The organism is Pontibacter oryzae (assembly GCF_003576375.1).
GTDB classification, from domain to species: domain Bacteria; phylum Bacteroidota; class Bacteroidia; order Cytophagales; family Hymenobacteraceae; genus Pontibacter; species Pontibacter oryzae.
In genome coordinates this window covers 223678-235918 of sequence record NZ_QWGE01000003.1, presented here as the reverse complement: position 1 = coordinate 235918, position 12241 = coordinate 223678, and the positions used below count along the sequence as shown (strand labels likewise).

The window sequence follows — 12241 nt, the reverse complement described above, 5'->3', positions numbered from 1 at the left end:
TGTGGAAACTTTTGAAACAGAAAATGTTTCCATAGTTTTGCCGCCTGATAACCAATATGGAGACAGCAGAAAGACCGGACATTAAAGGAAAGATATCGCAGGCTGCTTTTGGCATGTTTTGCCTGCGCGGAATCAAGAGCGTATCCATGGATGATATTGCCCAACACCTGGCCATGTCTAAGAAAACGCTTTACAAGTGGTTTAAGAATAAAGATCAGGTGGTTTATGAGTCCACGGCGAACTACCTGTGCTGCGTGCAGCACGACTGCGAAGGCTTTATTGCCAAGGCCGAGAATGCCATTGATGAGCTTTTCCAGATCATGGCTCTAACCAAGCAGGTTTTCTCAAAGATTCACCCTTCCATCTTTCACGACCTGCAAAAGTACCACCGCGAGAGCTGGGAGCTTTGGATGCAGCACAAGAACAGCTTTATGCTGAGCAAGGTGAAGGAAAATATTGTGCGCGGCATAGAAGAAGGCCTGTTCCGGAAAGACCTGGATGTGGAAATAATGGCCCGCATGCGCCTGGCCATACTTGAGCTCCCTTTTGATGCCCAAGCGTTTCCGCCGGACAAGTATGAAATTAGGCGCGTACAGCTGGCTGTGCTGGAGCATTACATGCTAGGCATGGCTACCCTGAAAGGGCACAAACTAATAAACCAATACAAGCAGATAACTGAAGAAGAGTAATCACCACTTACTACCAACCTATACTTGATTATGAAAAAACAGATTAGCCTGATCGTAGCCATACTTGCGCTGCTTGGCACGAGCTACGCTCAGGGGCAACAGGAGCCTATGCGCCTGAGCCTGCAGGAAAGTATAAAATATGCCCTGCAAAACCGCGCGAGCCTGCAGGCTACCCGCAACGAAGAGAAAATCGCCAAAGCCAAGGTAGGAGAAATTCGGGCTACCGGCTTGCCGCAGGTAAATGCAGCTGTGGAGGTAGGCAATAACTTTATTCAACAGAAAACGCTTTTTGACCCAAGTAGTTTTGGGGCTGCCCAGGAGTTGGATGATTTTGTTATCACGCCGGAGCAGATTGACTCGGGAGAGCCAATCGTGTTAAAGCCTTCTTACTCTGAACCGCAGCCCACTAACGAGGAACGCCAGCTACAGGCTATTTCCTTTGTGCAGCCTTATACGGGCAACGCCACCGTTTCGGCAAGCCAGCTGCTTTTTGATGGTTCTTACCTGATTGGCTTGAAGGCTGCTAAAACGTATACCGAACTATCGCGCAAAAACACGATTCAGAGCGAGATTGAGGTGGCGGAACAGGTGAGCAAAGCATACTATGGCGTGCTGGTGAACGGAGCCCGTATGGAATTGCTAACCCAGAACCTGGTGCGCCTGGATACACTGCTGAACCAGACAAAAGTGATGTTTGATAATGGCGTGGCCGAAAAACTGGATGTAGACCGCCTGCGTGTGCAGCTAAACAATTTGAAAGTAGAGCGCCAGAAAGCGGAGCGCCTGATGCTGCTGAGCGAAAGCCTGCTAAAATTCCAGATGGGTTTGTCGCAGAGCCAGCCTGTACTGCTAACCGATGAACTTGCCGCTGTGGATATAGATCTTGGCCAGCTTAACCCACAAAACTTTGACTATAGCAACCGCATTGAGTACTCCCTGCTGGAAACCCAGCAGAGCCTGGCCGAGTTGGATTTCCGCAACAAAAAGTCGGGGTATCTGCCAAAGCTAAGCCTGAATGCACGCTATGGTTATATTGGTGTGGGAGAGTCGCTTTCGGATGTGCTGAACGTGCGTGCCGGGTCAAATAATACCACAGACCGCAACTGGTTCGACTTTGGATATTTTGGTGCCCAGCTGCAGGTGCCAATATTCGATGGCTTTCGCAAGCGCTACCAGTTGCAACAGGCCAAAATAACGCTAGATAACACCAAGCTGGGCTTCGAGACACTGCGCCAAAGTATAGACCTGGATCTGAAGCAGGCATCTACGGAACTTACAAATGCCCTGGACGTGCTGGAGTCGCAGCAGGAGAACCTGGAACTTGCCAACGAGATTGCCCGCGTGGCCAAAATCAAGTTTCAGGAGGGCGTAGGCACTAACCTAGAGGTAGTAACCGCTGAAACAGACCTCCGCGAGGCGCAGACAAACTACTACGCCGCCATGTACGATGCCTTGATAGCCAAGGTAAACCTTGAGAAAGCTACCGGCACATTACTCACTAAATAAAACTATCGAAAAACCAATCCATCTACCGAATCTGAACATGAAACGAATTATAGAAATCTCATCGATGGCCGTACTGCTTGGCCTGGCAGCCTGCAACGGCGGTAACGATAAAGAGGCGCAACTGGCCAGCCTGAAAGAGCAGGAAGCTGCCTTGCAGGAGCAAATCGCCGAGCTTGAGGCCGAGCTGAAAGCCGAAGGAAAAACCGTGGCCGTGCAAAAGAAAACGGTGCCTGTGTCGGTGGCATCGTTGGAGCAGGACACGTTCCGCCATTACCTGGAGGTGCAGGGCAAAGTAGAGTTTAAAGAAGATGTGCTGGTAAGCGCCAGAGTACCTGGTGTGCTTACAAGCGTACGCGTAGAGCGCGGCGACCGTGTTTCGAAAGGACAAACTATGGCAACCATCGATGCGCAGGTGTTGGAGCAGAACATCGCCGAGCTTAAAACCCGCCTAGAGCTGGCCCGCATTGCCTACGAAAAGCAGAAAAACCTATGGGACCAGAAAATCGGGACCGAAATGCAGTTCCTCACAGCCAAAAACAACAAAGAGGCTCTGGAGCGTAACATGGCGGCCCTGCAACAGCAGCGCGACCAATACAACATTAAGGCGCCTATCAGCGGGGTAGTGGATGAAGTGATCCCGAACGCCGGAGAGGCTGTTTCGCCGGGCATAGGCGTTATCCGGGTGGTGAACCTGCAGGGCGGCAAGATTGTGGCGGAGGTATCGGAGGCATACCAGGCTAAGATTTCTAAAGGCGACGAAGCAGTAGTATACTTCCCAGACGTGGACAAAGAGGTGCAGACAACCGTGGATGTGGTGAGCAGCTTCATTGACCCAAACAGCCGCACATTTACTGTGGAGTTGCGCCTGAAAAACGGCAACGAGGTAGCCCTGCGCCCGAACATGGTAGCCGTGGTGCGCATACAAGACTATAAAAACGAAGGCACACTGGTGTTGCCGGTAAACCTGGTGCAGAAAGACGAGAAGTCGGAGTATGTATACGTTGCCAAAAAAGAAGGCGACAAGTATGTGGCCTCCCGCAAGGAGATAAAGACCGGCGTGAACTATGGCGGCAAGGTAGAGGTGCTTAGCGGCCTGACGGCGGCAGACAAAGTGATTACAGCGGGTTACCAGAGTGTAAACGAGGGGCAGCCGATTGTATTTACGGAAAACGGCCTGACACAGAAGTAAGACTCTAAAGCTTTAAACGATGAAACAGTTCAAGCCAACCAGTTGGTCTATCGATAATAGAACCAGTATCTATATCGTGACCATCATTATTACACTGGCGGGTATCTTCTCTTATATCAATCTACAGAAAGAGAATTTCCCTGATATAGTTATCCCGACAGTATTTGTAGGCACAGTATACCCGGGTACATCTCCTTCCGATATGGAGAACCTGGTAACGCGCCCCATCGAAAAGGAGATAAAGGCCATTAATGGGGTTAAAAAAGTAACCTCTAACTCGGTGCAGGACTTCTCGATGATAACCGTGGAGTTTAACACCGATGTGGAGGTGGCCGAAGCCAAACAGCAGGTAAAAGACGCTGTGGATAAAGCCCGCGCTGACCTGCCTACCGATTTGGATCAGGAACCATCGGTACAGGAAGTAAACTTCTCTGAGATTCCGATCATGTACGTGAACGTGGCTGGTAACTACAGCCTGGACCAGCTAAAGCAGTACTCCGAAGAGCTTCAGGATCGTTTCGAGGCTTTCCCGGAGATTACCCGCGTAGACATGGTAGGTGCCTTGGATAAAGAGGTGCAGGTAAACGTGGACCTGTATAAAATGCAGGCAGCCCAGGTAACTTTTAATGATATTGCTAATGCTATTGCCGCCGAAAACGTTACTGTTTCGGGTGGTAACATAACTGTAGGCGAATCCAAGCGGTCAGTGCGTGTGGTGGGCCAGTACGCAGACCCAAACAAGATCGGCGATATCGTGCTCAAGTCGCTGCAAGGCGCAAACATAAAGCTGCGCGATATAGCTGAGGTAAAAGAAGGCTTTGAGGAGCAGGAAAGTTACGCCCGCCTTGGCGATCAGCCGGTAATCACACTTAACATCATCAAGCGCAGCGGCGAAAACCTGATCGAGGCATCGGACAAGATACGTGAGACGATTGATGAGATGCAGGGCGCTACCTTACCCGGCGATCTGAACATCACCATCACCGGCGACCAATCCAAGCAAACGCGTCATACCCTGAATGACCTGATAAATACCATCATCATCGGTTTTGTGCTGGTAACGCTGATCCTGATGTTCTTTATGGGTACCACCAACGCAATCTTCGTTGGTTTGTCGGTGCCTATTTCAATGTTCCTGGCCTTTATCCTGATGCCAACATTAGGGTTCTCGCTGAACATGATCGTGCTTTTCTCGTTCCTGCTTGCCTTAGGAATTGTGGTGGATGATGCCATTGTGGTGATCGAGAACACGCACCGAATTTACCATACCACAAGTATGAATGTGGTGAAATCGGCGAAGGCTGCTGCCGGGGAGGTGTTTGTGCCTGTGTTGGCCGGTACGCTTACCACAGTGGCGCCGTTCCTGCCGCTGGCTTTCTGGCCCGGCGTGGTGGGTAAGTTCATGTTCTACCTGCCAATTACGCTCATCGTAACACTGGTATCTTCGTTGCTGGTGGCGTTTATCATTAACCCTGTATTTGCAGTGTCCTTTATGAAGCGCCACGGCGAGGGGGAATCATCTCCGCGTTCGCGCAAAATTTTCTGGATACTAATTGCTATTGGCTTTGCGGTTGGCATTATCGGGTATATAGCCGGCTCTTATGGGGTGGCAAACCTGTCCATACTGCTTGTGTTGCTTATCTTACTTAACAAGTATGTCCTTACTGGCCTGATCGACAAGTTCCAGAACCGTGTGCTGCCAAGGTTCATGTCGGGTTACGAAAGCCTGCTGCGCTGGATGCTGCTAGGCAAGCGCCCGATTGGTGTATTTATAGGAGTAATTGTGCTTCTTTTTTTCTCACTGTTTCTGACAGCGGTACGGCCTCCCAAAGTTGATTTCTTCCCGCAAGGGGCTCCGAACTTTGTCTATACTTATATCAACATGCCTATCGGTACCGATCAGGCTGTTACAGACTCGGTTACAAAAATTGTAGAGCGCCGCATTTACAGCGTTATCGGTAAGGATAACCCCGATGTTGAATCTGTGATATCGAACGTGGCCATTGGCGCCGGCGACCAAAACGAACGCTCCACTACGGCACAATCGCATAAAGGAAAGGTTACCGTTGCCTTTGTCGAGTATAAAGACCGTGAAGGCGATAAATCTACCAGCGATTACCTGTCTGGCATACGCGATGCCGTGAAAGGTATACCTGGCGCAGATATCACTGTTGATAAGGAGCAAAATGGCCCGCCAGTAGGAAAGCCCGTGTCGATTGAGATTGCCGGCGAGGATTTTGAAGGCCTGATAAGCCTTTCCAAGCAAGTGGAGCAGTACATTGACCAACAGGGTATTGCCGGTATCGAGGAGCTGCGCTCAGACCTGGAAGACAGCAAGCCGGAGATCGTGATCAACATTGACCGCGACCGCGCCAACCGCGAGGGCATCAGCACCGGCCAGATTGGCCGTGAGGTGCGTACCGCTATCTTTGGCCGCGAAGCCTCCAAGTTTAAGCTGGACGAGGAAGAGTACCCGATCCAGATCCGCTTTGCTGAGCCATACCGCGATAACATTGATGCCCTGTTGGATATGCGCATCACCTACCGCGACATGAACTCGGGCCAGGTGCGCCAGATTCCGCTTTCATCGGTGGCAAGTATAGATTACTCTACCACATACGGTGGTATTAAGCGCAAAAACCTGAAACGCGTGGTAACGCTGGAGTCGAACGTGCTGGATGGCTACAACGCCAACGAAGTGGTGCAGCAGATACAGGAGTCGCTCAACAACTTTGATACGCCGGAAGGCTATGAGATTGGCATGGGCGGGCAGCAAGAGGAGCAGCAGGAAACGGCAAGCTTCCTGCTGATAGCGTTGGCCGCAGCCTTCTGCATCATCTTCCTGATCCTGGTTACGCAGTTTAACTCCGTTTCCAAGCCGTTTATCATACTTTCGGAAGTGGTGTTCTCTATCATCGGTGTACTTCTGGGCTTCTCCATCTTCGGCATGGACGTGTCTATCGTGATGACCGGTGTGGGGATTGTGGCACTGGCCGGTATCGTGGTGAAGAACGGTATACTTATTGTGGAGTTCACGGACATACTTATCGGCGAGGGCAAGGAACTGAAAGAAGCCATTATTGAGGCCGGTAAAACGCGCCTTAACCCGGTGTTGCTTACGGCTACGGCTACCATACTTGGCCTGATCCCGCTGGCGATAGGCTTAAACCTTAACTTCTATACTTTGTTTACAGAGTTTGAATCAGGTTTCTTCCTGGGTGGCGACAGCGTGACTTTCTGGGGACCGCTTGCCTGGACGATCATTTTCGGCCTTGGCTTTGCCACTCTGGTAACACTGTTGGTAGTACCGGTAATGTATTTGCTTAACGAGAAACTGAAAGATAGAATCATAGGAAAGAAAAAGCGCGATCTGAAGTTCCAGCAAGAGCAGGAGCAGCGCGTGAACGGAAAAGTTAGAGAATACACATTATAATTTTATGCTTACTACAACAGATAATGCTATTGAGCAGGAGGTTATCCGCATCATTAGCAAGACCAAGGAGATTAAGCCTGACCGCTTGCAAATCAGCAAGCGGCTGTTCCAGGACTTTGGTTTCGATACCGTGGATCTGGTGGATATCATCCTGGAACTGGAGAAAAGTTTCCAGATCACTATTCCGGACGAAGTGCCGATTGATACTGTAGGCGATTTCGTTGATTTCGTGGCCACCCACACCATCAGAAAAGCCAGCTAATAACAACAGCTCATACTTTATAAAAACAGAAAGCCCTGAAGTTATGCTTCAGGGCTTTCTGTTTTTATACATACGTCAAAGTATTATACTTTGTACTATCTTTTAAGCTCTGCCAACAAAAGGCGAACTGTTTTCATACTTGGGCAGCAGGCACGCCGCAGCAAGCGTTTGTTGAGTTCAGGAAGTATAAACAGGCAGTAAAGTTCAGCGATAACGTATTCTTTAAAAGATGGAAATTCTAAAGTCCTTCAGTTTCTTGTCAAGGTCACGGGCGTTTCCGCATACACTGTCGAGCAGCGACCAGAAGCCCGGGCCATGGTTCTTTTCTACCGTGTGCGCCAACTCATGCAGAATCACGTAATCGCAGAGCGCATCGGGTAAGCGCATGAGGTGCAGGTTCAGGTTGATGTTGTTGGTGTGGGAACAGCTGCCCCACCGGCTTTTCGCGTTTTTGATAAACACCGTTTGGTACTCGAAGCCAAACTTTTCAGCGAAGTATCTTACGCGCTGCGGCAGGTATTGCTTGGCCTCCTTGCGGTAAGCCTCCTCAATGGATTTGCGGATAAACTTTTGCACATCAGGGTCTTTCACCTCTTTAAAGGCAGGGTAAAACACATCAAGGTAGCCATTCTGGATAACGCAGCGCATATCGTAGCGGGCATGTGTAAGCAGGCGAAGCTTGTGGTGCCTGGTTTTAAATTCGCTGTCGTGGTCATAGAGCGTTATCTGTTGCTCATGCTGCTGCATGCGCGTCTGGTGCTCTTTTATCCAGCTGGCTTTGGTGTAAATAAGTTGCTCGGCTTTCTCGAAACTGATGTGCGGCGGCACTGCTACGCGCACGCCTTTTAAAGGGCGCACGCTAATGCTTAGGCGCTTGGCTTTGTCGCTTCGCTCAAACAGCACTTTGCCGATTCCGTCGATGTGCAGGTTAACGGATGTAAGACGTAAGAATGATGAAGACACTTGGCTAAAAGTTAAAGTACAAAATCCTCTTGCCAAAGATAGGTATTAATTTCATTAAAAAAAGCCTGAGCACTAAGCTTTTGTGAGATTTAATATAAAACGTTGTATTAATATTGTTCTATATTTTAATAAATAAAGTAATATATGATATGCGCCAGTAAACTAATCTGAGAAGTATGAATGTGCTCTAAAATGCAAAAGGCAGCCACACAAATAGCTTTTGTGCGGCTGCCTTTCTTTGTTCTTAATCACTCTTTTATCTGATGTTTCCGCCTGTTGGCATGTCATCGTGCGGGTTTTTGTGTGTGCGGCTGCTATCTGTGGTAGCGCTGCGAGCACTTCACTCGTGGCCGCCTTCTTTTTTAGTTTTTCCCTCTTGCTGCTTGGCCTCACCTTTTACAGAATTCGGGTCGTTGCTGTTTTTGTCGCTTACGTTGCGGTACTGCGCATCGGTATGCTTGTCCGGAATACGGCCTGTTTTAAGGTCTCCTTTTGCATCCTGTGCTGTTTTATCCCAATCTTTTTTATTTGCTTCCATGTTAATTATAGTTTTGGTTATAAATCGCTTTTAGTTTCTATCTGTACATCGCCAGCGGCGCGGTCGCTATACTTTGGCGTTCCGAAAGAGGTATCGGTAGTAGGAGTTTCAGTTTCCTGCTGGGCTTTCTCCTTGGGGCTAACCTTTATTGGGCGCGTGGCATCCCATTCCTTAAACCTGTCCAACTCCGATTTGATACTAGTCATGAACCAGGCCAGCAAACTTGCATCATCCAGCAAACCGATTACCGGAATCACATCCGGGATTACATCAATCGGCATCAGGAAATAGATCAATACGGCCACGCCGCCAACCAGCGTTGGGGTTGGTATGCCTTTATACTCACCGGCAGTGGCTGCTTTTATCATACGCGTAAGTAATTGCAGGTTTTCCCAGACCTCGCCGGCCAGTGCCCCCACGCCTTTTTTTGCGGTGGCCTTCTTAAGCGTATCGGTAACCAGTTTGGCCACTTGCGACGGGTGCTTCAGGTAGGCCTCTGCCTTGTTAAGGATGTTTTTAAAGATGGCACTCTGCGCTACGTTTTTGCCTTCTGCTCTTTTGTTATCCATGATTGTGTACGTGCTTATACTTAATGTGTTTGTGTGGGCTTGGCATACTTTGGTGCCAAACGGGTGCAATTTGCCGAAACAAACGTTAACCTTCCTATACTTGCTACCTCAAAATTTGTTATGCCGTAGTAAAACAAAAAGCCCCGCAGCGCGATGCTACAGGGCCTCAGGTTGTTTGTGTATATATATTAGTTTACACGGCCGGCGGCATAAAAGTAATTACGGTAGTATGGCTCTGATAAAGAGCTTACGCGCACGCCGCCACTAGTCGCCGAATGTATGAATTTATTATTCTTAAGGTAGATGCCCACATGGAAGATCGGGCCTTTAGCGCTGCGCCGGAAAAATACTAAGTCGCCGGTGCGGATGCTGTCTTTACGGATATGCGCAACGTTTTGGAAGATGGAGCGCGAGCTGCGGTTTAGTTTGATGCCGTACACATCGCGGTAGATGCTGGATACAAAGCCAGAGCAGTCGGTGCCGCGGCGCGAGTTGCTGCCGTAGCGGTAAGGGGTGCCAATCCATTTAGAGGCTGTTTCCACCAGGTCGCGGTAAGCGGGGTTCTTAAACGTAAGGCCCAGCTTCCGGATGTGGTACTCTTCGTAAGGCTGGTCGGCTTCCTCATCCTCCAAAGGTTCGTTCAGTTCCAGAGCGCGCACCATGTCCTCTGGCGAGTTTATGGCGTAAGGAGTGATAGCGTAAGCCGGAAGGGCAGTAGTTTCCGGAGTGGCCGATTGTGCTGGCGTAACCTCGTAGAAGTACGATAGGGCCAGCGACAGCAGCGCAAACGCACAAAGGATAATAGATTTTTTCATAAGGTTTAGCTTGATCTGACACCGCCAAAGCGGGCATACAATTTCACCGTTGGCAAGTGCTGGCATGAAGGGTAAAACATGACAGAACAAAGCCAATAATGCTGGGCCAGGCAACCGCACACGGCAACAGCAGTGCAAAAATAAGTGTAATACTTAACACCGGCAATAAAAATCTGCAGTTACTTGCCTGATAGACTGATGCTTTCGCCAGGTAGGCGCACAGATTCACCCAAAGGCCACATAGGCCAGGGCAACCACCGGTGCAATTTTTCAGGTTTATGGATTACAAAATAGTTGAACGCTCTTTCTTTGCCCGAATTGCACGCATGGTGCTAAAAAGCAGCAACGTGGCCATGGTGCTGGGCAAAAGCATACATTTAAGCGGAGTGAGCCGCACAGAGTTTTTGCGAAACGAAGGCTGGCTGGCGCACGAGCTGTGCCATATCCGGCAGTTTCAGGAGCACGGCTTTTTCAGGTTTCTGTGGCTATACCTGCGCGAGTCGTGGCGGGTAGGGTACTACAATAACAAGTATGAAGTGGAGGCACGCAAGGCTGGCATGAAGCACTGCCAGCACGAAAGCCCGGCCAAAAGAGCGTCGGGGGCGGTGCAGCCTACCGGTTTCCCGCTGCCCGCCGATACCAAGAAAGAGGTGTGATCACGTATGGCTCTCCGGCTTTTGCAGCTCAAAATACATCAGCTCTTCGTCTTCGTCGGGCAGGGTTATATACTTCATAAAGCGCAGGCCAAGTTTCTGGAGGAGTTTCTGGGAACTGTGGTTTGATTTTGTGGTAATAGCGCCAATAGCCGGTAGCAACAACGTATGAAAGGCTGCTTCCTTTAACGTAGCGGCTGCCTCGTAAGCATAGCCCTGGCCCTCGTGCTGGGGCAGAAAAGCATAGCCAATGTCAATGCCGCTCAGGCCTGCGCGGCTGTAAAGGCCGCAAGTGCCCAGCGGCACACCGTCAGCCTTGCGGGTAACCGTGTAGTTGGCATAGCCCAACCGCTCAAACTGCGGCAAAATCCGCGACCTGATATACTGCTTGGCATCTTCCTCGGTATGCACCTGCCTGTCGCCGATAAACTGCAGCCACTTCGGGCTGTTAAGCAACTCCAGCATAAATGGCGCATCGGCCTCGGTAGTGGCCCGCAAAAGCAAGCGTTCGGTTTCGAAAGTATGGTAAGGCTGTGGCATGGGTGGCTCCGGGAAATTAAGCTATACAGTTAAAGTATGTACTATTGCTTGCGTTTAGTGATGTATAGTACAGCCTTGATTACTGAGAACAAGATAAATAAAACTAACGTGACACCAATTGCGAATAGCGTGGTAATACCGCAGAGGCCACCATCGCATCCCCCTCCAAAACCGAAAACAGCCTCAGCAGCCAAGTAGCCAATGATGCCGGAGAATGTAAGCGCCAGAATAAACTGGTTAATCTTTTTCATGATACCGTAATATAATAGTAGGCTTAAGGATGGGTGAACTTAAGTTTTTATAGTTAGAGAAAGGCTTTTATGCCCACACCCCATTTCTACCACAAGATAAGAAATCTCAGCAGCAGTTTACACTTAGCTGAGGGTAACAAAAAACGCCCCTGCCAGCAGAACCGGCAGAGGCGTTTTTATATTTTGCAGCTAACGCTTAAGCCTCCTTCCACTTAATGGTGCAGCCGATGGCTTTGGTGTTGGGCTGGCTTACCTTCTGGCCAGAAACAAGCTCGTCCAGGGCGGCTTCGGCATACTTTTTCTGCACCTGGCTGGCGTCTTTGTAGTTATCGTCTATGGTGCCAATGTAGGCTACCTTAAAGGAGCCGTCTTTCTGCTTTTGCACCACGTAGAGGTGTGGCGTGCGGGTGGCTCCGTAGGCTTTGGTTATCTCCTGGGTCTGGTCGTAGACGTAGGCAAAAGGAAAAGCCTTCTCCTTGGCGCGCACCTGCATCTGCTCAAACGAGTCTTTCGGCGATACCTTGGCGTCGTTAGGGTTGATGGCGATAACCGGGTAGCCTTTTGGCGCATACTTGTTGTGCAGGTCAATCAGGCGGTCTTCGTAGGCAACGGAGTATGGGCAGGAGTTGCAGGTAAAGGTCACAATAAAGCCCTTAGCATCTTTGTAATCGGCCATGGATACCATTTTGCCGTTCACGTTCTTCAGCTTGAAATCGCGGGCAGTGTCGCCTACGCTGTAACCGTTATCGGAGGCCGGCACGGCCGCGAGCAGCAAGCTTACCAGCAGCAGGCAGGCCATGTACATAAGTGGCAGGTTGCGTTTTTTCATAAGT

13 protein-coding genes are annotated in these 12241 nt (G+C 49.8%); 6 read left to right on the top strand and 7 right to left on the bottom strand.

Going from position 1 to position 12241, the window contains the following annotated elements; genetic code table 11:
* Positions 1 to 56 precede the first annotated feature (56 nt).
* From D1627_RS09775 to D1627_RS09755, 5 genes are read left to right on the top strand one after another with little or no spacing between them, the layout of a single operon-like run.
* The gene (locus D1627_RS09775; protein ID WP_119432068.1) at positions 57 to 689 is read left to right on the top strand and encodes a TetR/AcrR family transcriptional regulator; all 633 of its coding nucleotides are present in this window, start codon (positions 57 to 59) and stop codon (positions 687 to 689) included.
* Positions 690 to 719: 30 nt separating this feature from the next.
* Complete coding sequence (locus D1627_RS09770; protein WP_119432067.1) at positions 720 to 2195, top strand: TolC family protein; 1476 nt, start codon at positions 720 to 722, stop codon at positions 2193 to 2195.
* Between the two features lie 37 nt (positions 2196 to 2232).
* Positions 2233 to 3384 carry an efflux RND transporter periplasmic adaptor subunit gene (locus D1627_RS09765; RefSeq protein WP_119432066.1) on the top strand — a complete coding sequence of 384 codons (1152 nt, stop codon included), beginning with the start codon at positions 2233 to 2235 and terminating at the stop codon, positions 3382 to 3384.
* A 19-nt stretch (positions 3385 to 3403) separates the two neighbouring features.
* Positions 3404 to 6817, top strand: coding sequence for an efflux RND transporter permease subunit (locus tag D1627_RS09760; RefSeq protein WP_119432065.1), 3414 nt, complete (start codon positions 3404 to 3406; stop codon positions 6815 to 6817).
* 4 nt (positions 6818 to 6821) lie between these two features.
* Positions 6822 to 7079: an acyl carrier protein gene (locus D1627_RS09755; RefSeq protein ID WP_119432064.1), complete on the top strand. Its 258-nt coding sequence runs from the start codon at positions 6822 to 6824 to the stop codon at positions 7077 to 7079.
* Positions 7080 to 7301: 222 nt separating this feature from the next.
* On the opposite strand, the gene D1627_RS09750 is transcribed toward D1627_RS09755, so the two are convergent.
* The 4 genes from D1627_RS09750 to D1627_RS09735 all read right to left on the bottom strand — a co-directional run bounded on the left by D1627_RS09750 (position 7302) and on the right by D1627_RS09735 (position 9964).
* Positions 7302 to 8042: a M48 family metallopeptidase gene (locus D1627_RS09750; protein WP_119432063.1), complete on the bottom strand. Its 741-nt coding sequence runs from the start codon at positions 8040 to 8042 to the stop codon at positions 7302 to 7304.
* A 340-nt stretch (positions 8043 to 8382) separates the two neighbouring features.
* Positions 8383 to 8580: a hypothetical protein gene (locus D1627_RS09745; RefSeq protein ID WP_119432062.1), complete on the bottom strand. Its 198-nt coding sequence runs from the start codon at positions 8578 to 8580 to the stop codon at positions 8383 to 8385.
* 17 nt (positions 8581 to 8597) lie between these two features.
* On the bottom strand, positions 8598 to 9149 hold the full coding sequence (locus D1627_RS09740) for a YkvA family protein (RefSeq protein ID WP_119432061.1): 552 nt from the start codon (positions 9147 to 9149) through the stop codon (positions 8598 to 8600).
* A gap of 188 nt (positions 9150 to 9337) precedes the next feature.
* Complete coding sequence (locus tag D1627_RS09735; RefSeq protein WP_119432520.1) at positions 9338 to 9964, bottom strand: C40 family peptidase; 627 nt, start codon at positions 9962 to 9964, stop codon at positions 9338 to 9340.
* A 278-nt stretch (positions 9965 to 10242) separates the two neighbouring features.
* Here D1627_RS09735 and D1627_RS09730 point away from each other — a divergent pair, with 278 nt between their 5' ends.
* Complete coding sequence (locus D1627_RS09730; RefSeq protein WP_119432060.1) at positions 10243 to 10620, top strand: hypothetical protein; 378 nt, start codon at positions 10243 to 10245, stop codon at positions 10618 to 10620.
* Here the strand turns inward: D1627_RS09730 and D1627_RS09725 are convergent, their stop codons facing one another.
* The 3 genes from D1627_RS09725 to D1627_RS09715 all read right to left on the bottom strand — a co-directional run bounded on the left by D1627_RS09725 (position 10621) and on the right by D1627_RS09715 (position 12237).
* A complete protein-coding gene (locus tag D1627_RS09725; protein WP_119432059.1) occupies positions 10621 to 11157 on the bottom strand; it encodes a GNAT family N-acetyltransferase in 537 nt (178 codons plus the stop codon).
* A 41-nt stretch (positions 11158 to 11198) separates the two neighbouring features.
* Positions 11199 to 11408, bottom strand: a complete 210-nt coding sequence (locus D1627_RS09720; RefSeq protein WP_119432058.1) for a hypothetical protein — start codon at positions 11406 to 11408, stop codon at positions 11199 to 11201.
* A 196-nt stretch (positions 11409 to 11604) separates the two neighbouring features.
* Entirely contained in the window at positions 11605 to 12237 is a 633-nt protein-coding gene (locus D1627_RS09715) for a thioredoxin family protein (protein ID WP_119432057.1), read from the bottom strand.
* Positions 12238 to 12241 lie beyond the last annotated feature (4 nt).

What these genes read in the sequence shown, in the direction of transcription:
- D1627_RS09730 (WP_119432060.1), top strand. Translation starts at nt 10,243, where the DNA reads ATGGATTACAAAATAGTTGAACGCTCTTTCTTTGCCCGAATTGCACGC.
- D1627_RS09735 (WP_119432520.1), bottom strand. Translation starts at nt 9,964, where the DNA reads ATGAAAAAATCTATTATCCTTTGTGCGTTTGCGCTGCTGTCGCTGGCC.
- D1627_RS09720 (WP_119432058.1), bottom strand. Translation starts at nt 11,408, where the DNA reads ATGAAAAAGATTAACCAGTTTATTCTGGCGCTTACATTCTCCGGCATC.
- D1627_RS09715 (WP_119432057.1), bottom strand. Translation starts at nt 12,237, where the DNA reads ATGAAAAAACGCAACCTGCCACTTATGTACATGGCCTGCCTGCTGCTG.
- D1627_RS09745 (WP_119432062.1), bottom strand. Translation starts at nt 8,580, where the DNA reads ATGGAAGCAAATAAAAAAGATTGGGATAAAACAGCACAGGATGCAAAA.
- D1627_RS09760 (WP_119432065.1), top strand. Translation starts at nt 3,404, where the DNA reads ATGAAACAGTTCAAGCCAACCAGTTGGTCTATCGATAATAGAACCAGT.
- D1627_RS09765 (WP_119432066.1), top strand. Translation starts at nt 2,233, where the DNA reads ATGAAACGAATTATAGAAATCTCATCGATGGCCGTACTGCTTGGCCTG.
- D1627_RS09770 (WP_119432067.1), top strand. Translation starts at nt 720, where the DNA reads ATGAAAAAACAGATTAGCCTGATCGTAGCCATACTTGCGCTGCTTGGC.
- D1627_RS09775 (WP_119432068.1), top strand. Translation starts at nt 57, where the DNA reads ATGGAGACAGCAGAAAGACCGGACATTAAAGGAAAGATATCGCAGGCT.
- D1627_RS09740 (WP_119432061.1), bottom strand. Translation starts at nt 9,149, where the DNA reads ATGGATAACAAAAGAGCAGAAGGCAAAAACGTAGCGCAGAGTGCCATC.
- D1627_RS09755 (WP_119432064.1), top strand. Translation starts at nt 6,822, where the DNA reads ATGCTTACTACAACAGATAATGCTATTGAGCAGGAGGTTATCCGCATC.
- D1627_RS09725 (WP_119432059.1), bottom strand. Translation starts at nt 11,157, where the DNA reads ATGCCACAGCCTTACCATACTTTCGAAACCGAACGCTTGCTTTTGCGG.